22 protein-coding genes are annotated in these 23570 nt (G+C 46.7%); 7 read left to right on the top strand and 15 right to left on the bottom strand.

Translation table 11 applies throughout. The features are described 5' to 3' along the window. Nucleotides 1-150: 150 nt before the first annotated feature. The 4 genes from DN730_RS04540 to DN730_RS04525 all read right to left on the bottom strand — a co-directional run bounded on the left by DN730_RS04540 (nucleotide 151) and on the right by DN730_RS04525 (nucleotide 3868). The gene (locus DN730_RS04540) at nucleotides 151-924 is read right to left on the bottom strand and encodes an AraC family transcriptional regulator (RefSeq protein ID WP_115466928.1); all 774 of its coding nucleotides are present in this window, start codon (nucleotides 922-924) and stop codon (nucleotides 151-153) included. Between the two features lie 112 nt (nucleotides 925-1036). Further along, nucleotides 1037-1996, bottom strand: coding sequence for an NADPH:quinone reductase (locus DN730_RS04535; RefSeq protein ID WP_115466927.1), 960 nt, complete (start codon nucleotides 1994-1996; stop codon nucleotides 1037-1039). 14 nt (nucleotides 1997-2010) lie between these two features. Continuing rightward, a complete protein-coding gene (locus tag DN730_RS04530) occupies nucleotides 2011-3402 on the bottom strand; it encodes a TRAP transporter large permease (protein ID WP_115466926.1) in 1392 nt (463 codons plus the stop codon). Nucleotide 3403: 1 nt separating this feature from the next. Continuing rightward, nucleotides 3404-3868 (bottom strand): TRAP transporter small permease subunit, encoded by a 465-nt coding sequence (locus tag DN730_RS04525; RefSeq protein WP_245957888.1) that lies wholly within the window; start codon nucleotides 3866-3868, stop codon nucleotides 3404-3406. Between the two features lie 347 nt (nucleotides 3869-4215). Here DN730_RS04525 and DN730_RS04520 point away from each other — a divergent pair, with 347 nt between their 5' ends. From DN730_RS04520 to phoU, 5 genes are all read left to right on the top strand, one after another. Continuing rightward, nucleotides 4216-5184 (top strand): PstS family phosphate ABC transporter substrate-binding protein, encoded by a 969-nt coding sequence (locus DN730_RS04520; RefSeq protein WP_115466924.1) that lies wholly within the window; start codon nucleotides 4216-4218, stop codon nucleotides 5182-5184. 112 nt (nucleotides 5185-5296) lie between these two features. Then, on the top strand, nucleotides 5297-7549 hold the full coding sequence (locus DN730_RS04515; RefSeq protein WP_115466923.1) for an ABC transporter permease subunit: 2253 nt from the start codon (nucleotides 5297-5299) through the stop codon (nucleotides 7547-7549). A gap of 11 nt (nucleotides 7550-7560) precedes the next feature. Beyond that, the gene (gene pstA, locus DN730_RS04510) at nucleotides 7561-9261 is read left to right on the top strand and encodes a phosphate ABC transporter permease PstA (protein ID WP_115466922.1); all 1701 of its coding nucleotides are present in this window, start codon (nucleotides 7561-7563) and stop codon (nucleotides 9259-9261) included. 23 nt (nucleotides 9262-9284) lie between these two features. Continuing rightward, entirely contained in the window at nucleotides 9285-10115 is an 831-nt protein-coding gene (pstB, locus tag DN730_RS04505) for a phosphate ABC transporter ATP-binding protein PstB (protein WP_115466921.1), read from the top strand. 17 nt (nucleotides 10116-10132) lie between these two features. Further along, complete coding sequence (gene phoU, locus DN730_RS04500; protein ID WP_115466920.1) at nucleotides 10133-10858, top strand: phosphate signaling complex protein PhoU; 726 nt, start codon at nucleotides 10133-10135, stop codon at nucleotides 10856-10858. 62 nt (nucleotides 10859-10920) lie between these two features. On the opposite strand, the gene DN730_RS04495 is transcribed toward phoU, so the two are convergent. The 3 genes from DN730_RS04495 to DN730_RS04485 are packed head-to-tail and all read right to left on the bottom strand — an operon-like array spanning nucleotide 10921 to nucleotide 13579. Next, nucleotides 10921-11253, bottom strand: a complete 333-nt coding sequence (locus DN730_RS04495; protein WP_158541176.1) for an Hpt domain-containing protein — start codon at nucleotides 11251-11253, stop codon at nucleotides 10921-10923. Nucleotides 11254-11260: 7 nt separating this feature from the next. Continuing rightward, nucleotides 11261-13054 (bottom strand): sensor histidine kinase, encoded by a 1794-nt coding sequence (locus DN730_RS04490; RefSeq protein ID WP_115466918.1) that lies wholly within the window; start codon nucleotides 13052-13054, stop codon nucleotides 11261-11263. A 3-nt stretch (nucleotides 13055-13057) separates the two neighbouring features. Continuing rightward, entirely contained in the window at nucleotides 13058-13579 is a 522-nt protein-coding gene (locus DN730_RS04485) for a putative pterin-binding protein (protein ID WP_115466917.1), read from the bottom strand. 237 nt (nucleotides 13580-13816) lie between these two features. Between DN730_RS04485 and cysZ the strand changes: the two genes are divergently transcribed. Both cysZ and DN730_RS04475 read left to right on the top strand, forming a co-directional pair. Then, the gene (cysZ, locus tag DN730_RS04480) at nucleotides 13817-14587 is read left to right on the top strand and encodes a sulfate transporter CysZ (RefSeq protein ID WP_115466916.1); all 771 of its coding nucleotides are present in this window, start codon (nucleotides 13817-13819) and stop codon (nucleotides 14585-14587) included. Nucleotides 14588-14596: 9 nt separating this feature from the next. Next, on the top strand, nucleotides 14597-15418 hold the full coding sequence (locus DN730_RS04475) for a response regulator (RefSeq protein WP_115466915.1): 822 nt from the start codon (nucleotides 14597-14599) through the stop codon (nucleotides 15416-15418). A 40-nt stretch (nucleotides 15419-15458) separates the two neighbouring features. Here DN730_RS04475 and phoR read toward each other — a convergent pair whose 3' ends face one another. The 8 genes from phoR to DN730_RS04435 form a co-directional block, all read right to left on the bottom strand. Beyond that, nucleotides 15459-16835, bottom strand: coding sequence for a phosphate regulon sensor histidine kinase PhoR (gene phoR / locus DN730_RS04470; RefSeq protein WP_115466914.1), 1377 nt, complete (start codon nucleotides 16833-16835; stop codon nucleotides 15459-15461). A 6-nt stretch (nucleotides 16836-16841) separates the two neighbouring features. Then, entirely contained in the window at nucleotides 16842-17537 is a 696-nt protein-coding gene (gene phoB, locus DN730_RS04465; RefSeq protein ID WP_115466913.1) for a phosphate regulon transcriptional regulator PhoB, read from the bottom strand. 83 nt (nucleotides 17538-17620) lie between these two features. After that, nucleotides 17621-18475 (bottom strand): 4-hydroxybenzoate octaprenyltransferase, encoded by an 855-nt coding sequence (gene ubiA / locus DN730_RS04460; RefSeq protein ID WP_115466912.1) that lies wholly within the window; start codon nucleotides 18473-18475, stop codon nucleotides 17621-17623. Between the two features lie 25 nt (nucleotides 18476-18500). Next, nucleotides 18501-19061: a chorismate--pyruvate lyase family protein gene (locus DN730_RS04455; protein ID WP_115466911.1), complete on the bottom strand. Its 561-nt coding sequence runs from the start codon at nucleotides 19059-19061 to the stop codon at nucleotides 18501-18503. Beyond that, the gene (locus DN730_RS04450; protein ID WP_245957887.1) at nucleotides 19058-20326 is read right to left on the bottom strand and encodes an HDOD domain-containing protein; all 1269 of its coding nucleotides are present in this window, start codon (nucleotides 20324-20326) and stop codon (nucleotides 19058-19060) included. The genes DN730_RS04455 and DN730_RS04450 overlap by 4 nt, the downstream gene beginning before the upstream one ends. A gap of 102 nt (nucleotides 20327-20428) precedes the next feature. Continuing rightward, entirely contained in the window at nucleotides 20429-21208 is a 780-nt protein-coding gene (locus DN730_RS04445) for an amino acid ABC transporter ATP-binding protein (RefSeq protein ID WP_115466909.1), read from the bottom strand. A 24-nt stretch (nucleotides 21209-21232) separates the two neighbouring features. Beyond that, nucleotides 21233-22333 carry an amino acid ABC transporter permease gene (locus tag DN730_RS04440; protein ID WP_115466908.1) on the bottom strand — a complete coding sequence of 367 codons (1101 nt, stop codon included), beginning with the start codon at nucleotides 22331-22333 and terminating at the stop codon, nucleotides 21233-21235. Nucleotides 22334-22343: 10 nt separating this feature from the next. Further along, the gene (locus DN730_RS04435; RefSeq protein ID WP_115466907.1) at nucleotides 22344-23516 is read right to left on the bottom strand and encodes an amino acid ABC transporter permease; all 1173 of its coding nucleotides are present in this window, start codon (nucleotides 23514-23516) and stop codon (nucleotides 22344-22346) included. Nucleotides 23517-23570: the final 54 nt, after the last annotated feature.

The following is a 23570-nucleotide window of genomic DNA, read 5'->3' as shown; positions in this document are numbered from 1 at the left end:
GAAACGGTCTTTCTAAATCATCGGTTTTTTTTATAAGAAAATCCGATTAATTTTCTAGACGTTTACAAATGGTCTCTAACGTTTGCAAAGCTGGGTATAAAAGCTGCTAACTACTTGCAACGGGTAACTCAGGTTTAATAGGTATCGCGGTTAACGAAACTGCTTTTGATACTTTAAAGGCGTAATGCCTAAAGTTTGTGAAAATGCATTGGTCATGGCACTTTGGCTTGAAAAACCACACATTTCTGCGACTTGAATAGGCGGGTGACCTTCTCGCAATAGCAACTGAGCGCGTTCGAGGCGTTTACGTATCAAGTATTGGTGTGGCGTCATCCCTGTACGCTCTTTAAAGCGCTCATGGAATTGACTAACACTTAAAAAGCAAAAGTTTGCCAGCTGATTAATGTGCACTCGGCGCGATAAGTTAAGCTCGATAAATTGGTCAAGCTTTTCGATATCGAGTTGATTACCACGTAAACGTACGTCTTTATTATTGGCTATTTGATGGCGGATGGCACTTAACAGGGTATTACCACAGGCTCTTGCTAAGATTGGATCATCAGGGTACTGCTGTAGCTCGCCAGACAGTGCTGATGCAAGCACTTGTAAGCGTGGATTGAGCTGAAAGTAGGCGGCTTGGTCGAACAATCGTGAAACAATCTCGTACTCTTCGTCGGTGATGGCTTTTAAAGGAGGTGTGGGTAAATTGACGACCATAATACGGTTTTCACCGAGACCAACAAATTGGTGTCCGTTGGCAGAAGGCACAATGCAGCCTGCACCAGATTGCATTTTCTGGCCACCTTTACCTTCGATGTCGAAGTCAGTATTCCCATCGAGTACGACGACAAGCTGATGGTAGTCGTGGTCATGGGTGTCTGCAACGTCTGGCAGACTGAATACGTCAGATTGAGAGGGAGTCAAAAGATTGCCTACTTTTTGTTCAGTGTAACGTAAGGAGTATAGCGGTCTTTCGGGGTGTTGAGTAGGGGGGGCGAAGAGAGAGCGCCAATCTTGGCGCTCTGAGGCATTGCTGTTATTGAACGCTGACGACTAAGTTACCCTGAGCGCCACTTTTCATGACATCTTCGTGAGCTTGAGGGAGCTCAGTTAAGCTGTACTCACGACGAATGACCGGCTTTAAGACACCTTTTTCAAATAGGGGCAACATCGCTTTAGCAATACGCTGTAACTCCGCTGGCTTGCAGTTGGCGAGCGCTACGCCCATGACCGCGGCATCGCGTGCCATCAAGTCTCGCGGGTTGATCTCGACTGTACCGCGATTACCGATGATGGCCACGCAACCACCAAATGCCAAGGCTTTCAGATCTTGATCCAAATTGTGATTCGCCAACATTTCTATGATCACGTCAAAGCCCGTATCCAAAGATTGAAAGGGTTTTAAGTAACCTTCCTCTGTATGCATGATGACGGTTTCTACACCTTGAGCGCGTAGTAAATCGGCTCCTTCTTGGGTTCCCGCAGAGGCCACCACATCCATACCCGCTGATAGCGCTAATTGTACCGCAGCAATCCCAACAGCGCCTGTTGCGCCATGAATTAAAACTCGATCACCAGCTTGAGCATGTGCTCGACCGAATAGAGCGCGGTGTGCGGTGGTGTAGGGCACTCCTAAACACGCACCCTCTGCAAAGCTTAATGCGTCAGCTAAAGGGAATGTATGCGTGGGTAACGCCACGGCGTATTCCGCGGCAGATCCTGTTAAGTTGCGCGAGAAGTAAACCCGTTGACCCACCTGAAATCCGGCAACATTGCGACCCACTTCTACTACTGTTCCCGCACCATCGTTACCCGGGGTGTGGGGAAACGACGCAGTGTAATTGTTAACGCCTGAACGAATGTAAGTATCGACCGGGTTAACCCCTGATGCACCAATTTGAACTAAAATTTGATCGTCATTAATAGTCGGTTTGGCCACGTCGACTAAGGTAAGGTCACTAGCAGGGCCATAATCGTTTATTTGCATCGCTTTCATAACATCTTCTCCAATTAGTTGGCGTACACCGCTTCTGGTAACCAAGTAGCCAAGCTAGGCCAAATGGCTAACAACAGAAGTACGAACAGTTGAATCAAAATAAATGGGATTACCCCTTTGTAGATTTGCTGTGTCTTCACCTCAAGGGGGGCTACACCACGTAAATAAAACAGCGCAAAGCCAAACGGTGGTGTTAAAAATGACGTTTGTAGGTTGATCGCCATCATAATACCTAACCAGATTGGGTCGAGACCCATGGCCAGTAATACGGGCGCCACAATCGGCACGACCACAAAGGTAATTTCAATAAAGTCTAAGATGAAGCCCAGTAAGAACATTACCAGCATGACGATAATGACTGCGCTGACGACGCCACCAGGAAGCTGATTAAAGAATTCGTGGATTAGCTCTTCCCCACCGAAGCCTCGGAAAACCAGTGAGAACAGCGACGCGCCGATTAGAATCATAAACACCATACCCGTGACCTTTGTCGTCGCGAATACGCTGTCTTTGAGTGTTTGTAAGTTTAGTTTACCCGACAACGCCGCTAAGATGGCCGCACCGAAAGCCCCGACGCCTGCTGCTTCTGTTGGTGTAGCAAAACCACCGAGAATAGAACCGAGCACGGCAAGGATAAGTGCTAAAGGAGGCACTAAGCCTTTTACCACATCGACAAATAAATAAGTGTCGTCCACGCCTCGGCGTAACTCTTCTTTCGGGATGGCGGGCGCTTTCTCTGGTTGAAGCCACGCCACAATAACGACGTATAAAATGTAAAGGGCGACTAAAATTAGGCCAGGAATCAGAGCACCAACGAATAAGTCGCCAACTGACACGGTTTTAGGTGAAAACACGCCCATCTGCAATTGTGCTTTTTGAAAGGCGTTTGACATCACATCACCCAGCAAAACAAGAGCGATCGATGGTGGAATGATCTGACCCAGTGTGCCCGTCGCACAAATCGTGCCCGTGGCGAGCGCTGGGTCATAACCTCGGCGTAGCATAGTGGGCAACGAGATCATGCCCATCGTCACCACGGTCGCGCCAACAATTCCCGTACTGGCGGCCATTAACATACCGACTAAAATGACTGAAATGCCCAAACCACCGCGCAAAGTACCGAACAGCATGGCCATGGAGTCCAATAACCGCTCAGCCAGCTTAGACTTTTCCAGTAGTACGCCCATCAGTACAAACAAGGGCACAGCAATTAACGTTTCGTTTCGGACAATACCGAATAGGCGGTTTGGTAATGCTTCTAAGAAGACTGCATCGAATGTGCCGAACATGGCGCCGCCCGCAGCAAAAAGAAGTGCGGTACCGCCAAGAGAAAACGCAACAGGATAGCCAAACAGCAAAAAGACACAGACCCCTGCAAACAGCCATAAAGGTAAAAATTCAGCCACCTTAGAGTGCCTCCTTTGACGTGTTAGTTTGAAGGACAACGCCTAGGTTTTTCAAAATGTCGGCGATGCCCTGAATGATTAGCATCGCCATCATGAGTGGTATGAGAGTTTTAAGTAGATAAATGAAGGGCAGCCCACCTGGTTCTTGGGAGGTTTCCATCACACGCCATGACGCCGCAACATAGTCGTAACTCATATAGGCGGTGTAGCCACTAAATGGCAGCAAGAAAATCAATCCACCCACAATGTTCACCCAAGCTTTCTTGCGCGCTGAAAATTCGCGGTAGAAGACGTCTACGCGTACGTGCTCGTCATCTTTAAAGGTATACGCGGCCCCCAGCATAAAGACCATGGCATGCAGATAGAGAACGGATTCCTGCAATGCAATGGAGCCGACGCCAAAGCCGTAACGCGCAACGACGATGTAGCATGTTAGCAGCATCATAAGTAAGGTGAACCAAGCCACGCATTTCCCCACCACAGTGGATATGCTCTCGGCGCCACAGATGATTTTGTTGAACATTATTATTTTACCCACTGACTGTATTGTTATCGTTGGCGGACATTTCCGCTGCGTCAGTCTATTGGATCTCAAAGCTATTGGGAATATTTTGCCTAGTTATTACAACGAACCTGATTGCCTAACGGTTCTTTGTTTCTCTTAATTAGGCCAAAAACTGGGCGCTACCGAAAAACTATAAATATTTCGTTCTTTAACATTAGTGTCACAAAGCCGCTTTATAGTCTTAAACATCGCAGAACAAAACGTGTTCCGATTCTTAAATTTTAAAGTTAACCATTGAGGTTGAAGTGATGAAAAAACTAGTTGCAACACTAGCGGTTTCTACCCTAGCAGGCGTATCTGTTAACGCAATGGCAGATGTTGATCCAAAACTACCAGCTTACTCTAAAGCAAGTGGCGTTTCTGGTAACATTTCAAGCGTGGGTTCTGACACTCTAGCGAACCTTATGACACTTTGGGCAGAAGACTTCAAACGTCTTTACCCTAACGTGAACATCCAGATCCAAGCAGCTGGCTCTTCTACTGCGCCACCAGCGCTAACAGAAGGTACGTCTAACTTCGGTCCAATGTCTCGCATGATGAAAGACAAAGAAGTAGCAGCGTTTGAGAAAAAATACGGCTACAAGCCAACTGCAGTGCCAGTTGCTATCGACGCTCTAGCAGTATTCGTACACAAAGATAACCCAATCAAAGGTCTATCTCTTCCTGAAATCGATGCGATCTTCTCTTCTACTCGTAAAGGTGGTCACAGCGAAGACATCACTAAATGGGGTGCGGCAGGTCTAACAGGTGCTTGGGCAAACCGTGACATTCAATTGTTCGGCCGTAACTCAGTATCTGGTACTTACGGTTACTTCAAATCTAACGCTCTATACAAAGGCGACTACAAAAACTCTGTAAACGAGCAGCCTGGTTCTGCGTCTGTTGTACAGTCTGTTTCTACGTCACTTAACGGTATTGGTTACTCTGGTATCGGTTACAAAACGTCTTCTGTCCGCGCATTACCTCTTTCTAAGAAAGAAGGTGGTCAGCTAATCGACGCGACTCCAGAGAACGCTGCGACTGGCAAATACCCACTATCTCGTTTCCTATACGTTTACGTAAACAAAGCACCTAACAAACCACTTGCTCCACTAGAGCGTGAGTTTGTGAAAATGGTCCTTTCTAAAATGGGTCAAGAAGTTGTCGTGAAAGACGGTTACGTACCGCTTCCAGCGAAAGTTTCTGCGAAGTACATGAAAGACCTAGGTATCCAGTAATACTGGGTTACAGGGAAAGTTTGCGGGATGCACGAAGCAGGAGAGGCGAAGGTCTCTCCTGCTTTTGTTAGCTTGGCATCTGTCACAAAATTGTCACAAAAAGTTGAATTCGATGAGTACACAAGCGGATCAAAAAATACCTGAGTTGGACTTTAATACGCCGGCGTTAAAGCGTCATCGTAAAGTTCGAGCTCTGAAGGATCGCAGCGCAACGGTAGGCATAGCTATCGGTGGCAGCAGCGTTATCCTTGCAGTCTTGCTGATATGTTTCTACCTGCTTTATGAGGTGGCACCTCTATTTTCAGGTGCGAGCATAGAGCCAAAAGAAGCCTACACATTGCCCTCTGAAGAGTCTGGTAAAAGTTTATATCTGACGACAGAAGAGCAAATGGAAGTAGGCTTTCGCGTCGCTGAGAATGGTGACATGATCTTTTTTAACGTGGCAGATGGCAGCGTTATTAAAAAGGTCCAGAATCCATTAGGTAATCCAACAGCGTTCGCGGTGGAGTCTGATACCAGTGATTTGATGGCATTTGGTTATGCAGACGGCCGCACCTTGGTGGTTAAGCAAGAATACAAGATCACGTACCCTGATGGGACGCGCTTAATTACGCCCAGCATTGTCTATCCGTATGGCGATGAAGGTGTGCAGGCTGCAGACTTTCCAATTCGTATGATGAGTGTGCGCAACAGCGACAGCCGAATGACGGTCGCAGTAGTCGGAGATTCATCTGCGCAAGTGGTGCGTTTGGACAAAGACGTGAACTTCATTACTGAAGAAGTTGAGTTATCCGAAACGAAAGCGTCGATTCCTTTTGTTGACGATACTTACGCACTACTGATTTCGGGTGATCAGCGCTACTTGTACGTCGCAGACCGTTCTGGTGCGATGAATGAATTTGATCTTCGTGATATCGACAACGTGACGTTGAAAGACCAGATTGACCTTGTTAAGGATGACGCGCAACTCGTCTCCATGCGCTACTTAGTGGGCAAATCGTCAGTCATGGTGGCGGACAGCAGTGGCCGCGTTAGCCAGTGGTTTAACGTGCGTGATGACAATAACGTCGAGCATCTGACATTTATTCGCGACGTTCAGCAACCAGTAGGCCTTGTCACGATGGCGATGGAACACCGTCGAAAAGGCTTTGCGACATTAGATGAGCGCGGTGTTGTGGCGATTTTTAACGCGACGTCTAGCCGTCAGGTCATTGACGAAAAGTTAACGGATGAAACAGGCCGTTTGATTAGCTTCTCACCACGTGCAAATGGTTTGTTGTTAGAAGACGGCAGCGGTTTGCACTTCTTCGATGTCGATAACGAACACCCAGAGGTTTCTTGGTCCTCTATTTGGGGCAAAGTGTGGTACGAAGGGTATCAAGAGCCGACATACACTTGGCAGTCATCGGCGGCCAATAATGACTTCGAACCGAAATACAGCTTGATGCCTCTTGCATTCGGTACGATAAAAGCGGCTTTCTACGCGATGTTGATGGCGGTTCCATTGGCCATTTGTGGCGCGATTTACACCGCTTACTTCATGGCACCGGCGTTGCGTCGTAAAGTGAAGCCTGTCATTGAGCTGATGGAAGCTCTGCCGACGGTTATCTTGGGTTTCTTAGCAGGTTTGTTCTTTGCTCCTTTCTTAGAAGAAAACCTTGCGGCAGCATTTAGTATTTTAGTGGTGCTTCCAGTTGGTATCCTTCTGTTTGCCTTCTTATGGTCTCGTTTGCCAGCGTCGATTCGATGGATGGTGCCGGAGGGCTGGCAGCCACTGTTATTGATTCCGGTTGTGGTCTTATTGGGCTGGTTCTGTGTGGCTATGAGCCCAGTGATCGAGCTGAGCTTCTTTGACGGTAATATCCGTGGCTACATCACGAATGATCTTGGCATTACATTCGACCAGCGCAACGCTTTAGTTGTCGGTTTCGCAATGGGCTTTGCGGTCATTCCAACGATCTTTTCGATTACCGAAGATGCGATTTTCTCGGTTCCTAAAGCATTGACTCAGGGCTCGCTTGCCTTGGGTGCAACGTATTGGCAAACCATGACACGTGTCGTGTTGCCAACGGCTAGCCCAGGTATCTTCTCTGCGGTCATGATCGGTATGGGTCGTGCGGTGGGTGAAACCATGATCGTGTTAATGGCGACAGGTAACACACCGATTATGGACTTTAATATCTTTGAAGGGATGCGCACCTTGGCGGCAAACCTTGCTGTGGAAGTGCCGGAGTCCGAAGTCGGCAGCTCCCATTACCGTATCTTGTTCTTGGCGGCGTTTGTGTTGTTCATCTTTACCTTTGTGGTGAACACCATCGCAGAAACCGTGCGTCAGCACCTACGTAAGAAATACGGGTCGTTGTAATGAGTACTGAAATGAAAATGAAGAAACAAACCGTATCCCAGTGGGTCAAGTCTGGTGATCCATGGGTATGGTTAAACGCCGGTGCGGTGGCGATTTCCGTCATCATGGTATTGGGTTTGTTAACCTTGATTGCGGTACGTGGCCTCGGTCATTTCTGGCCTGCGGACATCGCTCAAGGGACTTACAGCCTGCCTGGTTCTGCGCCCTATACCTTAGTGGCTGAACGTGTTGAGACTACCGAGGTTCCTGCGGCTCAGTTGCGTGAAGCGGGTATCAATGTCGCTGACCATCATGATTTGATGCAACGTACACTGATGAAAACCGGTAACCGAGATGTTTACGGTTCTGACTTTCGTTGGATTCTTGATGAGTATTTCACTGATGTGACTAAGCCGGAGATGCTGTTTGCGGCGGAGCGTCATGAATGGGGTAACTTGTATGGCTACCTCAAAGCGGTGAAAGAAGACGGTCAGGTGGTCGAATCGACCGAAGATCTTACTCCGACAGCTTCTGCGCTGGCGACATGGGCGGTGTTCGAAAAGAGCATTGAACGTGCGACAAAGATCTACGACGCGATTCATGAGGTAGAAAAAGATGAGATTGGTGCAATCAACCATAAGTTGGAGCGTCTTCGTCTTGAACAGCGCCGTTTGGAATTGAACGATGCACTAACACCTCAAAAGCAAGCAGACCTTGATGCAAAACGTGCGGAGCAAGATGCCCTGTACCAAGGTTTACAGCAACGTCTCATTGACCTATATGCGCAAATCAACCGTGATACGTTTGTTGTTCAAGTTATGGACGGCAGTATTCACGAGCTGCAAGTTGCGAAAGTGGTACGCGCTTACCGACCTAATGCCATGGGCATTCCGCAGAAAATCGGTTTTTATGGCGCTAAAGTGTGGGAATTCCTAAGTGCTGAGCCGCGTGAAGCGAATACCGAAGGTGGGGTGTTCCCAGCAATCTTTGGTACGGTGATGATGGTGCTGCTAATGACGGTATTAGTGACGCCGTTTGGAGTTGTTGCTGCGGTTTACTTACGTGAATACGCGAAGCAAGGCGTGGTGACACGCACGATCCGCATCGCGGTGAATAACTTAGCGGGCGTACCATCCATCGTATATGGTGTGTTTGGTCTAGGCTTCTTTATTTACTTCATGGGCTCAGGGATTGACCAAGCGTTCTTCCCAGAAGCACTGCCATCGCCAACATTTGGCACAGGTGGTTTGATGTGGGCCTCGGTCACACTAGCTCTATTGACTGTTCCTGTGGTGATTGTGGCAACTGAAGAAGGCTTATCACGCATTCCGCGTAATGTTCGTGAAGGTAGCTTAGCGCTCGGCGCGACCAAAGCTGAGACGTTATGGCGTGTGGTGTTGCCGATGGCGAGCCCAGCGATTATGACTGGGGTGATCTTAGCCGTGGCACGTGCTGCGGGGGAAGTGGCGCCGTTGATGTTGGTGGGTGTCGTAAAACTTGCACCATCATTACCACTGGATGGCAATTACCCATACATTCATTTAGATCAGAAATTCATGCATTTGGGCTTCCATATCTACGACGTTGGTTTCCAAAGCCCGAACGTAGAGGCGGCGCGCCCTCTGGTCTATGCCACAGCCTTGTTATTGGTGATCGTGATTGCGCTGCTTAATTTGTCAGCCGTCACTATTCGTAACCACCTACGTGAAAAATACAAATCGCTGGAAATGTAAGACGGCGGAGAGAAGAGACGATTATGAGCGATACTAAAACACACTCAATTGATATTTCAACGATGCAGCGTAGCCATAACACGTTGCGTATCGAAGACGAAAAAGTTTGTCTTTCCGTTAAAGACTTACACCTGTATTACGGTGAAAAAGAAGCGTTAAAAGGGATTGATATGATCATTCCTGAAAAGAAAGTGACGGCGTTTATCGGCCCATCTGGTTGTGGTAAATCGACGTTACTACGCTGCTTTAACCGTATGAACGATCTGGTTGATAGCTGCCGTATCACAGGGGACATTAACTTACACAACCAAAACATCTATGCTAAAGGTACGGATGTTGCGGAGTTACGTCGTCGCATCGGCATGGTATTCCAAAAGCCAAACCCATTCCCGAAAAGCATTTATGAAAACGTTGCTTACGGTTTACGTATTCAGGGCATTAACAAAAAGCGTGTGATTGACGAAACTGTTGAATGGGCACTTCGCTCAGCGGCGCTTTGGGATGAGGTTAAGGACCGTTTGCACGAAAGTGCGTTAGGGATGTCTGGCGGTCAGCAGCAGCGTCTAGTTATCGCACGTACTGTTGCAGTAAAACCTGAAGTTTTATTGTTGGATGAGCCTGCATCAGCGCTTGACCCAATCTCGACACTGAAGATCGAAGAGTTGATTCACGAACTGAAAAACGAGTTCACGATTGCCATCGTTACACACAACATGCAACAGGCAGCACGTGTATCTGACTACACGGCGTTCATGTACATGGGGGACATGGTTGAATTCGGTGATACCAATACCTTATTTACCAACCCTACAAAACAACAAACCGAAGACTACATTACCGGTCGTTACGGTTAGGAAAAGGAACTGCAAACATGCGAGAACTTACAACAGATCATATCTCTCAACAGTTCAATAATGAGCTGGAGACTTTACGCCAGCACTTCCTAACAATGGGTGGCGTGGTTGAAAACCAAGTTGCGGATGCGATTCAAGCATTGTTGGAAAGCGACGGTGAATTAGCCGAAGAAGTCAAAGACAAGGATACGACGGTTAATGAATTAGATGGCATCATTGATGAAGAATGTACTCGAATCTTAGCGAAGCGTCAGCCAGCAGCAACGGATTTGCGTATGATTCTCTCGATCAGCAAAGCTGTCACGGAGCTTGAGCGTATTGGTGATGAGGCAAAGAAAATCGCCAATTTATCTATGAAGCTGATCAACGAGGGTGAGTCTCCACGTGGTTACGTAGAGATCAATCGTATTGGCCAAATGGTCACACGTATGGTGCGTGATAGCTTAGATGCGTACGCGCGCCTAGATGTGGATGCAGCCATTCGAGTGGCGAAAGCCGACCGCTCGGTTGATTTGGAATACAAAACGGCGATTCGCTCGTTGATTACTTATATGATGGAAGATCCTAGATCGATCGGACGTGTGTTTAATGTGATTTGGACGCTTCGTTCACTTGAACGTATTGGAGATCACTCGCGTCACGTGTGTCAGCATCTAGTGTATTTAATTAACGGTGTGGATGTGCGACACATACCAGCGGAGCAGCTTGAAAATACCTCCAAGCAGCAAAGCGAAGACGAGTAATATGGTTTAGCGTTGGTCTATTCCCCAGAAGGCAGAGCGATATTCGCTCTGCCTTTTTTGATTTAGAAGTAGTCTGATAGGGCCTTCACACTCTGAACGTAAAGAGACTCAATGTTGTCATAGAGGCGCTGAAAATCAGCGTCATTGTGTGCCGTGGCTTGAGCCTCTAGTTGAGCCAGCTCTGCGGCCAATTCCGTTAGGGCAAGATTACTACTGGCGGATTTGAGTGAATGGCTGAGCTGCTCTATCGCGGCGAAATCTCGCTCTGCTATGGCGTGTTTTAGTTGTGCTATTTTGGGCTCACTATCCTCTAAAAAGCTTTGACGCACTCGCTGTAACATATCTGCGCCTAAAAGGTTGATTAGGTTTTGAAGCTGAGCGGTATCTATTGGCATAGCGATCCTACTGAGTACTGAATTGTTGGAGTTGTGTCTGTGTAATGGGGTAGTCCAGTATGTGATGTGCATCTATATCAGTAAATTGGTCCGCAACATCGATACTGGCAATCAGTGTGACACCTCGTTGAGTCAAGGGGCCCAGTGCACTGCGGGTGCCAGGATCCAGCTGGTTTTTATCCATGATAATAAGTTGCTCAAAGTCTACGGTATCTTGGTCGTTAGTGTAGTCTTGAAGTTGAGTTTGTGTGACCGATATCACGTTTTGATAGTATGGCTCTAGAGCCTGTACGAGCGCCCTTGAGAACAGTGGATCTGAATCGAGTATAGCGATGCTTTTATCTGCAGGGACAGGTGCCTTAACAGCTTTTGAGCTCGTATTGATTCCCATCGGAATATTGATCCAAATTTCTGTACCACTCTCAGCAGAGCTAGAAAAATGCAGCTCGCCGCCCATTGCCACAATTAAGCGATGGCAAAGGGTCAATCCGACACCTATTTCGTGAATCTGCTTTGAGATAGTGTTGATAGGATTGTGTGGGTTTAGACGAAGCCCTGACTGTAATGAGCTTGGTAATCCGGTTCCGCCATCACGTACCGTGATCTGTACCATTTTTTGAGGCAGGCCTCCTTGATGGCTGGAAAAATCCGCGGTTGGGAGGGTCGAAGGTCGTGTGTGAAGCACCAAAGATGATCGCTGAGCGTAGGGAATTATTTGCGTGATCAGATTGGTTAAGACCTCGTTTAGGCGGTCGTAGTCGAAAACCAGAAACGTGGATAATGACGAGTCAATCGTATTGATGACTCGCACATGGTGGCTATGAAACACATTAGACAAGGTAGAAAGTGTGTCTTCAATATGAGTGTTTAACTTGGCACTACTGAGGTTCAACACAAGTTGATTTGATTCGATCTGACTAAGATCTTGATAACTGTCTATTTGTGTCAGTAAATGGCTGCTCATGTCCGCAGTGGTTCGTAAACGCTTAGTTAAAGCGCCGATGTCACTGTCAATATGTGCGCCGGACGATAACCCAACCATTGAAGTAATACTGGGTCTTAGCTCGTTTGCGATACGAGCGATCACTTCGGTTTTTTCATCCTGTACAGCTTTAACACGTGCTTCTAAGTTCTTGTTCCGCGTAAAGATGATACGTTGCTCTCTGAGTACTTTGAGCGCGACGAGTACCAGTAAGAGCATCGCAGCGAGTAGTCCTAACGCGACATTCTGTGTCTTGTTTAATTGGTTTTTTAACAAGGTGCGCTGTTCCGTAACATAGTTGTTGGCACCTTGATTTACGATCACGACAAAGTCCGTAATTTGACTGTCCAACGATCGTAATCGTTGAACAATAATAGGGATTTGGTCTAGCTGTCCCTGTTCTAAATGTTCGATATTGAGACTGATCAGCTCTAATTCACCAGTAATGATGTTGAGCAGTCGTACGGCTCGGCCGTTCGAAAAGTTGCGGATATGATTGCCAATTTCGCCTTGTCTCAGTAAATCGATGCGACTCATCACTAAGTCGTATTGAAAATAACCATCGCCATTAAGTGGCATATCTTGGTTGGATAATTCAGAGACATAGTCTAATAGGCGATAGGTTTGAAGTTGCAATTGCAGGGCATTCCAGCGGGAGCTTTCAAATACTTGTCGAGCGTTGAGACGGCTGCTATTACTGCTCATCGAGATGAGCGTGAATGCAATCACCGATAATGTGACGACGCTAAACACAAGCACATAGGTGAGCCATCTGTGCACACGAGGGTGCCAAGTCTTTGTACGATTTATGATTGGCACGCTTTAATCCTCTGAATTAAACACCTCAATGGACTGAATTTGCCAAATAGAACGGCCGTAATAGGTTTCAGATCGCAGTTGAGGGTGGTCATCAAAGTCATACACCACCATTAGGGGGCCTTTTGTGCGTACAGACATGGTGCGGCCGTCTATGGAATGAGCAATGATGGTTCCGAATTGGTTGAAGTCACTGATGGGAACTTCGGTGATATAGTAGTTGAGAGCCGTGATTCGGAGCATATCGCCTGACGCATCAATTGCATCGAGCAGGTCAATGGCGCTGAAACCTTGGTAACTATGCTTGCCTTCTTTCCATGGGTTATCGGTGCTGAGGGTGAGGTTTGGCAACGAGCGTAGCATATCCAGATCAAAAACCATGGTGCCATCGTCTTGGTTTGTCACACCTATATCACCGCTGACCGTTAGGATAACCGGACCTTTTGGCGGTCCGAACTCGACGCTGTCGGCATGTGCCCAAGAGCTAAGACATAGGATTGCTAATAGCCAGCAGTAGAAATGTTTCATAACTTAGTCTTATTTATACGGTATATAGGAAAGAATACTAATTTCAGTGTATCAAAATTATTTTGTATGCGTCGGGAAAAGCCACACGAACATGAAAAAATGCCTACGCCGAAAATATTAGCGTGGTGTTTTTAATTATAAAATAGTGCTCGTTACTACCCTGTGGCCCGTTTTTATATGGTTAAATATAGCTAATTTTTTCGTGATTATTGATTGGTTTGTTGAAGGATTTATCTTGTGATTACTCAACCCTTTACGGCGGCAGGTGCGTTTATTAAAGCGATCCCGCTACTCTCAAAACGCCGTCTTCGTCTATTTTTGTTAGCACCCATTGTCGCCAATATTGCACTCATTGCACTGTTGTACACGGTTGCGCTGAATTATATGACCGTCGCTGTGGACGAAATGATGGCCTACATGCCTGATTGGTTAGCCTTTTTGAACTGGCTGTTTTATCTGATTCTTAATATTGTTGTGGGATTATTATTGTTTTACAGCTTTTCAGTAGGCGTAAATATTTTAGCTGCGCCATTTATGGCATTTTTGGCTGAGAAAGTAGAGGAGCAGCAAACGGACAAAGTATTTGACGAAGTGTTGAATGTGCGCACTATCTCTCTTACTGTGGTTCGCAGCCTCAAGCGTGAATTACAGAAACTCATGTACTTCTTGCCGCGTTTTATAGGTTTGTTAGTGTTGTCATTCATCCCTCTTGTGAATGCTGTATCGCCTGTCTTATTGCTGTTGTTCTCAGCTTGGATGCTGGCCCTGCAATATATGGATTATGCTTTTGATAACAACAAGGTCAGCTTTTCAGAGATGCGTGGAGCGTTGAGAGAACGACCGCTATTATGCTGGACGTTTGGTTTCATCATAATGGTGGGAGTGACGATACCGATCTTGAACCTGTTTGTAATGCCGATTGCGGTCGTCGCAGCGACTCTTTTATGGATTAAACTGTATTCTGATCAATTTAAGAATTATGCCGATTTGCTTTCGCAAACTAAGTAGGAAAAAACGTTGAAAATCCTTGTTGTAGACGATGCATCTTTTACTCGTGATCTGATTAGGCGTACGGTGCGCAAGCGCTTCCCTGCTTGTACTGTGGAAGAGGCCATTAACGGACGTAAAGCTCAGCAGATGCTAGAGAAAATTCAGTTCGACATGGTGTTGTGTGATTGGGAAATGCCTGAAATGACGGGGGTTGAGCTATTGCAGTGGTGTCGTGAGCAACCCCAGTACGCTAAGGAAACATTACCCTTTGTTATGATCACCAGTCGGGGAGATAAGTCACACGTTGTGGAAGCAGTTAAATCCGGTGTGACAGACTATCTTGGTAAGCCATTTTCACCCGATCAATTGATACAGAAAATCCTTTCGGCGGCTAAAAAACATGGTATGGAAAAGGCATTAGGGCAGGCTGATAAGCCCGCCACGTCGTCGGGTAGCATTGGCGCGGACTCGCTGAGCATTTTAACGGCGGGAGCGAAAAGAGCGACATCAAGAGGGGCTATTATCCAACCAGCGGTCTCTTCAAAAGACGTCAAGATCCCAAGTATGGTTCGCTTTGCGGGAAAAGAGTTTCGCTGTATGGTAGTCCACTTCGCGAAGCAAGAAGCGACCCTGTTGATAAAAAGCGATGAAGTGATTCCTACGGTACTGGATCAAGCCGTGCTAGATCTATCTCATGAAGGGCAGGTTAACCGCTTGAATTACTATGTACAGGCGATTGCAACGACCGAGAAAAAGCCTGACTCCGCTTTTTTGACCGTTACATTGGCCCTGATTGATCAAGATACGGAAAAAGAAGCGTTTATTTCGGCTTTGTTTGATTCACTATAAATAACTAAGACCACCTAAGAATAAGGTGGCTCTTAGATCTCTACCTCGAGATGACTTCTTTCGTCGAAGATTGTGAGTCGATTGTTTCTGGTTCCTGATTATTGGCTGCAACGGACGCCAGCATTGCGTCTTGACGCACACGGTCAATCGGGAAATGACAAGAGAAAGTACTTCCAATATTTGGTTGGCTACTGATTTGCAGCTTCGCATTATGATGAATGAGTACGTGCTTTACGATCGCTAACCCTAAGCCAGTTCCCCCTGTGCTCGAGCCTCGCCCTTTATCAACACGGAAAAAACGCTCAGTAAGACGTGGTATAAAACGGGGGTCGATACCTAACCCTTGGTCAGCAACGGAAAACACACCACTGTGCTCATTGTTTTCCCATATCACTGAAATTTGGCCGCCATTAGGAGAGTACTTGATGGCGTTTACGATCAGATTTGAGAACGCGCTGTACAGCTCGGAGTGGGCACCATAAAGGTAGCTGTCATTGGGTACGCTGACAGTTAAAGTATGGTTTTCGCTGATAATGGGTTTGACGGTTCTTTCAATTGTTTCTAGAACATCTTGAATACTGTGCCACTGATGTTCCTCTCGTTTTTCATTGGTCTCTAAACGAGAGAGTAATAGCAAATCCTCAATTAAATGTTCCATGCGCTGCGATTGATCCGTCATGCTTACAATACCGCGCTGCATACTGGCCGGTAATGAGTCTTTGAACATGCTCAAGGTTTCTAGATACCCTTTAATAACGGTAAGCGGCGTTTTTAACTCATGGGATGCATTCGCTACGAAGTCTTTACGCATTTGCTCAAGCAGATAAAGGCGTGTTACGTCTCGTATAAAAATAAGATGGTCATTTTGATCATAGAGAGTTGTTTGGACTTCTAGATAGACGCCTTCCTTTGATGGCGACTTAATGACCAAAGGCTCTCCAAATCGTTTTTGGGAGAAGTAACGAAAAAACTCGGGATTGCGTAAGATGTTGGTGATAGGTTGCCCCCGATCTACCGGACGCATCAGACCCAAGAGCAGCCCCGCCGAGTTGTTCCACCACTCTAGGTTGCCGTTACTATCGGCCATGATTACGCCCTCTTTGAGAGCGGCTGTGGAGTTTTCAATGCGGTTAAGTGCCTGACGCATGCGACGCTTGGATTTACGTTGCTTCTTTTGAAGGCGATAGACTGAGTCGAAGACTTCGCCCCAGATGCCACTGGCTTCAGGTGGTGCTGATTTACCAGAGCGTCGTAACCAAGCTTGAAACTTGTAAAGCTGATATAGCTGCCAGTAGAGCGTACCGAGCGTGTAAAGCAGTGTCGTTGCAAGGATTCTATCAATGACGAACCCAATAACTAACACAGCAGCCAGTCCGCTTACCCAAGTTAGGATCGCTTGTCGCCAAGTTTGCTTCATATAAAGTTAAGCCGTGCGTTTTGTCGAGAAACGATAGCCAGTGCCTCGAACGGTTTGGATCAAAAAGTCGTGCGATTCGCCAATAGCTTTACGCAAGCGGCGTATATGAACATCCACTGTACGCTCTTCTACATACACATTGCCACCCCACACTTGATCCAGCAATTGCGCTCGCGAGTAGGCGCGCTCTTGATGCGTCATCAAAAACTTTAGCAAACGATACTCGGTCGGTCCCATTTCGATGGGTGATGTACCGATGGATACCCGCTGGCTAATTGGGTCAAGCAATAAGCCTTCGACTTCAATTGGGTCGTCCACACCTTGAGGGGTGGCGCGACGCAATACTGCTTTTAGACGCGCAACAAGTTCTCTTGGTGAAAACGGTTTGGTGATGTAATCATCCGCACCCACTTCAAGACCTTGAATCTTGTTATCTTCTTCGCTTTTTGCCGTCAACATGATGACAGGGATTTCGGCCGTAGTTGGGTCTTTTTTAAGTCGACGGGTCAACTCAATACCGCTACCGCCAGGCATCATCCAGTCACACAAAATCAAGTCAGGTCGGTGATCAACCACAATTTCATGCGCTTCTTGGCTATTTTCGGCTTCTATATACTCGTAGCCCGCCATCTCTAGAGCCACCGCGATCATTTCGCGGATGGGTGCTTCGTCGTCGATAATTAGTACTTTTTTACCGGTCACAGGATTTATCCTCATCTCAGGAACGGTAGATATTAAAGCGATTAAATGTGACAGCTATGTTAAATTGTCACATCGATGCCTCACTAAATGTAATAGTTCAGTAATATACCTGCAAACAAACAATAGCCAACTCGGTTGTTATCTAAGAAAGAGCGGAAGCACGCTTGTCGGTCACGCCCTCGTGCTTGTTGGAATTGCAGATAAAACAGTACCACTGCGCCAGCAATACTGACAAAGTAAATCCAGCTTAGCTCAGCCAGTACACCGATCCAAGTCATCATTGATAGCGTCAGCCCTTGAAGTAATGTAATGACCAATAAATCATAGCGACCAAATAGAATGGCCGTAGATTTTATACCGATTTTTAAATCATCAGGGCGGTCTGTCATGGCGTAGTAGGTGTCGTAAGCAATGGTCCAAAAGCAATTGGCGACAAATAACATCCATAGCTCTGGGTCAGCTAAGCTACCGCCTTGAGCGCTGTAAGCCATAGGAATCGCCCAAGAGAAGGCAAGCCCCAAAAACAGCTGTGGTAAGTGCGTGTAACGCTTCATGAATGGATACAAAGAGGCTAAGAACAAGCCTACAAATGACAGTAAAATGGTTTGAAAATCGGTAAAAAGAACTAACACAAAGCTTAATATTGCTAAGCTTGCAAATAACCATAATGCTTCTTTTTCGGTAACCCGGCCTGAAGGAAGTGGACGGTTTTTTGTACGATCAACGTGTCCATCGACTTTTCTGTCAGCGTAGTCATTGATCACACAACCTGCAGAACGCATGGCAAACACACCTAAGACAAAAATCACAATCAGGTGCCACTGAGGCATGCCTCCCGCAGCCAGCCACAGCGCCCAGAGTGTTGGCCACATGAGCAGGAGGGAGCCGATAGGGCGATTAAAACGTGTTAAATCCGCGTAGTCTTGGAGCTTACTCATATGTCCTTCTAGTGTTGTTGGTGAATCAGAAACGCCCAGCGGCGTTAGTCAGTTCGCTTATACTAGGATAAAACACTTCATTCACCAAAATCCCAGGCCCATATTCCTGAAAAATTGAACGTCGCGCCCATAATGGCTCTGAACAATTGGATAATATACCCGCTGGGAGTTTAGTGATTTCGATTGGGCTACGTATGAGGTTCCGTGATCGGTAAACATAGCCGCCGAGGGGGGCATTATTAAGGTATGGCAAGTAACGCCAACTCCCCTTTAGTGAGCGCGCAGGGATGATAGAACGAGCATAGATGACAGCCGTCCCATCTACTTTAAGGATCACAGTACGAATTCTGGCAAACTCACGCGTCTTGAGGCCTAATCTCATACGTTCTCGCGGTGTAGGAGTTCCCCAGTATTCGCTTACCAGTTCGACAATTAAATCACCCGCTGTACGCAATTTGGTCGTAATGGATTGATCCGTGCGTAGCCATGGAAGAATATCTTTGGGAATGTCCGCATGTCGGGTCTGTTCAATTGGCCGCCAGCGATAATCCAGCTGTTGTGTGACTCTGGTGTTTATTTGTGTCATTTCTGGCCGCTTATCAAGTCGACCATTGTCATCAGCTCCTTGGACGAACTCATGACTTTTTTGTAGCACGCCAGTGCGTCATCGTGAGCAATGTTTACTTTTTCCAGCAATGTGGCATTTAAGTCATCACCATTGAACAGTTGATGAGCGAGATACAGCAGATTGGCGATCCCATCATGGGCGCCGCGATAGTCCGCGGTGCGGCTGTAACGTATCCCTGTGTAGATACTTTCTGGTAACCCCCAATGTTTCAAAAGCCAAGCGCCCAACTGCTCTTTTGTAAAGCGTAGAGTCTGCATTTCAATGACGTCAGCAGGAAGGTGTGCATTGGCCTCAATGTAGCGTGACAAGATCGCAAAATGCGGCGGCAGAACAACGGAGATCGTTAAGTAACCAAAGTTGTGTAGTAAGCCAGCTAAGTATGCATGACCTAGTCGAGGTCGTTGCCCTGACGGCATTTTGCGTACTAGTGCTTCCATTAGAACCGCGTGCGACACGGCACTGTACCAGAAATCTTCATAGTGGCGTGGTCCATCTTGCGGTAGCTGAAAGGCATTTCCCATGGATAAACCTAGTGCGAGATTCATAACCATGTCAAAGCCAAGTACCCGAATGATGGCATCTTCAACGGACTCGATCTCACCCTTCACACCGTAATAAGGTGATGAGGCCCAACTAATGACTTGCGCGGACAGCGAGGGGTCTAGGTTGATGACGTCACATAGATCATCTGTCCCTGCATGATCGTTCCCACACAACTGAATGATACGGTGTGAGGACGCAGGTAGAGGCGGGATTTCTAGCGTTTCTTCAATACGTTGTTTTAACCGAACGGCTTGAAACTTACCAAGCGCTTGAAATAACTGGTCAACATCTCCGTCAATGCTCTCTGCGGCTTTCGGAATCGACTTTACAGGAATCGCTAACGATTCGTAGCGTGCTAGCGGGCCTTGAAAGCGTGCTTTGAATTCTTCCAAAGGGATCGTTTTGTAGTTCTGTTGAGAGTGACTGCGTAGCTCAATAAACTCACTGTTTAGTAGCTCACTGTCAATAAGAGTGGGGCACGTGCTCGGTTTAACTAGGGGGTCGCCATCAATGTTGTAGTTGGCAACTGGGTCAAATCGACGTTTTGTTAAACGCGACAAGGCCGCCATATCCAGCATGCTGTCGTATGGGAAAATGACTTGTAGTTTTCCTGTGTGGTCGGCCAAATGTACGATGCGTACTTTGGTGGAAGCACTTTCGCCGGCTTGATCGTTAGACAAAGCTATCCCCTGTTTTAAATCACAAACATATTTGCTGCCATTATAAACAACAAAAAGCCCCATACGGGGCTTTTTATACAAGGATAGCAAGAAATTACAGTACTAGTGGTTCAGAATTTGACTTAAGAACAACTGAGTACGGTCGTGCTGCGGGTTGTCAAAGAATTCGTGTGGCGTGTTGGCCTCGACGATTTCTCCCGCGTCCATAAAGACAACTCGGTCTGCGACCGTTTTTGCAAAGCCCATTTCATGAGTTACACAAACCATTGTCATGCCCTCATCAGCCAACTGAACCATAACATCCAGCACTTCTTTGATCATTTCTGGATCCAGTGCAGAAGTTGGTTCGTCGAACAACATGATGCGAGGACGCATACACAATCCGCGAGCAATCGCGACACGTTGTTGCTGACCGCCCGACAGTTGTCCTGGGTACTTTAATGCCTGGTTAGCAATCTTGACTCGTTCCAAGTAATGCATCGCCATTTCTTCGGCTTCTTTCTTAGGCGTTTTACGCACCCAGATAGGTGCCAACGTTAGGTTCTCTAAAATGGTTAGATGTGGGAATAGGTTAAAATGCTGAAACACCATACCCACGTCTTTGCGAATAGTTTCAATGTTTTTTAGGTTATCATTCATCTCGATACCATCCACCAAAATAGACCCCTTTTGGTGTTCTTCGAGACGGTTGATACAGCGAGTCATCGTCGATTTACCTGAACCCGAAGGTCCACATACGACGATTCTCTCACCCTTCTTTACACTGAAATCAATGTTTTTCAGCACATGGAAATCACCGTACCACTTGTTAACATCGTTAAACTCGATGATTGCTTTTTCGCCTTGCTCTAATTGAGCGAGTGCCATATTTTTGTCTGTCATAAGTTAAGGCCTCAAATTCTGTTATTAATTCCGCTTGTGTCCGGTATCTAACTTACGCTCAACCGCCATAGAGTAGCGGGACATACCGAAGCAGATAACCCAATAGATAAAGCCTGCGAAGGCATAGCCTTCAGCGGTTGTACCAAGCCAATTAGCATCATGTGTCGCTGACTGGATCCGCCCAAGTAGATCAAACATCCCAACGATGTAGACCAGTGTTGTATCTTTAAATAAGCCGATAAAGGTGTTAACGATACCAGGAATAACCAGCTTGAGTGCCTGAGGCAGAATGACCAAAATCATTGATTGCCAATAGGTTAAGCCCATTGCATCAGCCGCTTCATATTGACCTTTTGGAATAGCTTGCAGTCCACCACGAATTACCTCTGCCATGTAGGCTGCAGAGAACAAGGTGATACCGATCAACACCCGAAGTAGCTTGTTGAAGTTGAGGCCGTCAGGTAAGAAAAGCGGAATCATGACCGACGCCATGAACAAAATCGTAATCAACGGCACTGCACGTACCGTCTCAATAAAGACAACACACACAGATTTAACAATTGGCATATTTGAGCGGCGCCCAAGTGCTAAGACAACCCCTAAAGGCAGTGAAGCCACAATGCCGACAATACCCAGTAAAGTAGTAAGAAACAGTCCGCCCCATAGTGAGGTTTCAACGATTTCTAAGCCAAATATACCGCCTGCGAACAAGAAGTAAGCAACGACTGGGTACACAACAATGATCGCAATCGATAGCAACATTTTATTGACGGCTTTGATCGCAAACATGCCAACCAACACGACCAACATAATTGCTGCTAAGTTAATGCGCCAGTACTCAGCTGAGGGGTAGAGGCCATACATAAACTGATCAAAGTAAGACGCAACAAATGCCCAGCAGGCACCTCCTGCCGTACACGCAGCTTTGCTTTCGCCAGACCAAGTCGCATCGATAAATGCCCATTGGATGGCTGGCGGCACCAGCAAATAAACGATGTAAAGACTGAATACGGTAAGAAAAATATTCAGTGGTGATGAAAACAGATTGTTCTTAATCCAAGCGGTCGCACCGACAGCATTGCTCGGTGGTGGAAGGCTGGGAGAAGGTTTAAATTCAATCGCCATGTGTGCCTCCTTATCGCTCAATCAATGACATTTTTTTGTTATACCAGTTCATAAAGAATGAAATGGACAAACTTAATGTGCCGTATACCAACATACACAACCCTATGGTCTCAATCGCCTGTCCCGTTTGGTTAAGCGTCGTTCCCATAACAACGGCCACCAGCTCAGGGTAGGCAATCGCAGCCCCAAGAGACGAGTTTTTGGCGAGGTTCAAATATTGGCTAGTAAGTGGTGGGATGATGACTCGCAATGCCTGCGGCAATACGATCAAACGTTGTGTGATGCTGTCACGCATACCGAGCGATCGAGCCGCTTCCGTTTGCCCCCAGCTTACCGAGAGAATACCTGCTCGAACAATCTCAGCGATGAACGCTCCAGTATAAGTTGATAACGCTACAAGAACGGCAACAAATTCTGGGACCAGTACCATTCCGCCTTTGACGTTAAAGCGGCTTGCTTCGGGTAAATCAAAGGTAATGGGAGAGCCTGCTAAGAAGTAAAAAGCAATCGTGCCGATTACAATGATACCTAGTGAAGACCAGTAAGCGGGAAACCACAAGCCAGTGCGTGTTTGACGCTTCTTCGCCCAAATAACTAAGCCAATTGAGGCAACAATCGTAGCAAGAAAACCAAATATTACGACTCCGAAACCGTCTTCAAAAATTGGATTTGGAGAGTAGATCCCACGCTTGTTTAAAAAGAAGTCACCAAAAACGATGCTGTCGCGCGGGTGGGGAAGTGCTGCCAATACTGCGAAGTACCAAAAGAACATTTGCAGTAGTAAAGGTAAGTTACGTAGGGTCTCAATGTATACCGTTGCCAGTCTAGCAACTAGCCAGTTTTGAGACAGTCGCGCTAGCCCCATAATGACGCCAATGATGGTCGCCAATACGATACCCATTAGTGAAATTAGTATCGTGTTAATCAAAGCAACCAAGAATGCACGGCCATAGGTGCCAGCCTCAGTATACTCGATTAAATGAATCAGAATCGGAAAGCCCGCTGGTTCGTTTAAGAATGCAAAACCAGTCGAGATCCCTTGCGTCTGCAAGTTAGCTTGTAAGTTATGGAATAGATAATAGCCTACAGCGAGTACGACAACTAGGAGAACGGCTTGAAACAGCAAAGCCCGATTTCCAGCATCGTTTAAGAAGCTCGTATTACTTTTAATATTTTCGCTCATCTTGGTTCAGGCAATAAATGCTCGTCAGATGGATATTCGGAAGGAGGAGCCCAG

The sequence above is a fragment of the Marinomonas piezotolerans genome (genome assembly GCF_003362755.1).
Taxonomy (GTDB): domain Bacteria; phylum Pseudomonadota; class Gammaproteobacteria; order Pseudomonadales; family Marinomonadaceae; genus Marinomonas; species Marinomonas piezotolerans.
This window is presented reverse-complemented; position numbering and strand designations above follow the sequence as displayed.

Coding starts and splice junctions, on each gene's coding strand:
- DN730_RS04535 (WP_115466927.1), bottom strand. CDS start 1,996: ATGAAAGCGATGCAAATAAACGATTATGGCCCTGCTAGTGACCTTACC.
- DN730_RS04520 (WP_115466924.1), top strand. CDS start 4,216: ATGAAAAAACTAGTTGCAACACTAGCGGTTTCTACCCTAGCAGGCGTA.
- DN730_RS04515 (WP_115466923.1), top strand. CDS start 5,297: ATGAGTACACAAGCGGATCAAAAAATACCTGAGTTGGACTTTAATACG.
- pstA (WP_115466922.1), top strand. CDS start 7,561: ATGAAAATGAAGAAACAAACCGTATCCCAGTGGGTCAAGTCTGGTGAT.
- pstB (WP_115466921.1), top strand. CDS start 9,285: ATGAGCGATACTAAAACACACTCAATTGATATTTCAACGATGCAGCGT.
- phoU (WP_115466920.1), top strand. CDS start 10,133: ATGCGAGAACTTACAACAGATCATATCTCTCAACAGTTCAATAATGAG.
- DN730_RS04495 (WP_158541176.1), bottom strand. CDS start 11,253: ATGCCAATAGATACCGCTCAGCTTCAAAACCTAATCAACCTTTTAGGC.
- DN730_RS04485 (WP_115466917.1), bottom strand. CDS start 13,579: ATGAAACATTTCTACTGCTGGCTATTAGCAATCCTATGTCTTAGCTCT.
- phoR (WP_115466914.1), bottom strand. CDS start 16,835: ATGAAGCAAACTTGGCGACAAGCGATCCTAACTTGGGTAAGCGGACTG.
- ubiA (WP_115466912.1), bottom strand. CDS start 18,475: ATGAGTAAGCTCCAAGACTACGCGGATTTAACACGTTTTAATCGCCCT.
- DN730_RS04455 (WP_115466911.1), bottom strand. CDS start 19,061: ATGACACAAATAAACACCAGAGTCACACAACAGCTGGATTATCGCTGG.
- DN730_RS04445 (WP_115466909.1), bottom strand. CDS start 21,208: ATGACAGACAAAAATATGGCACTCGCTCAATTAGAGCAAGGCGAAAAA.
- DN730_RS04440 (WP_115466908.1), bottom strand. CDS start 22,333: ATGGCGATTGAATTTAAACCTTCTCCCAGCCTTCCACCACCGAGCAAT.
- DN730_RS04435 (WP_115466907.1), bottom strand. CDS start 23,516: ATGAGCGAAAATATTAAAAGTAATACGAGCTTCTTAAACGATGCTGGA.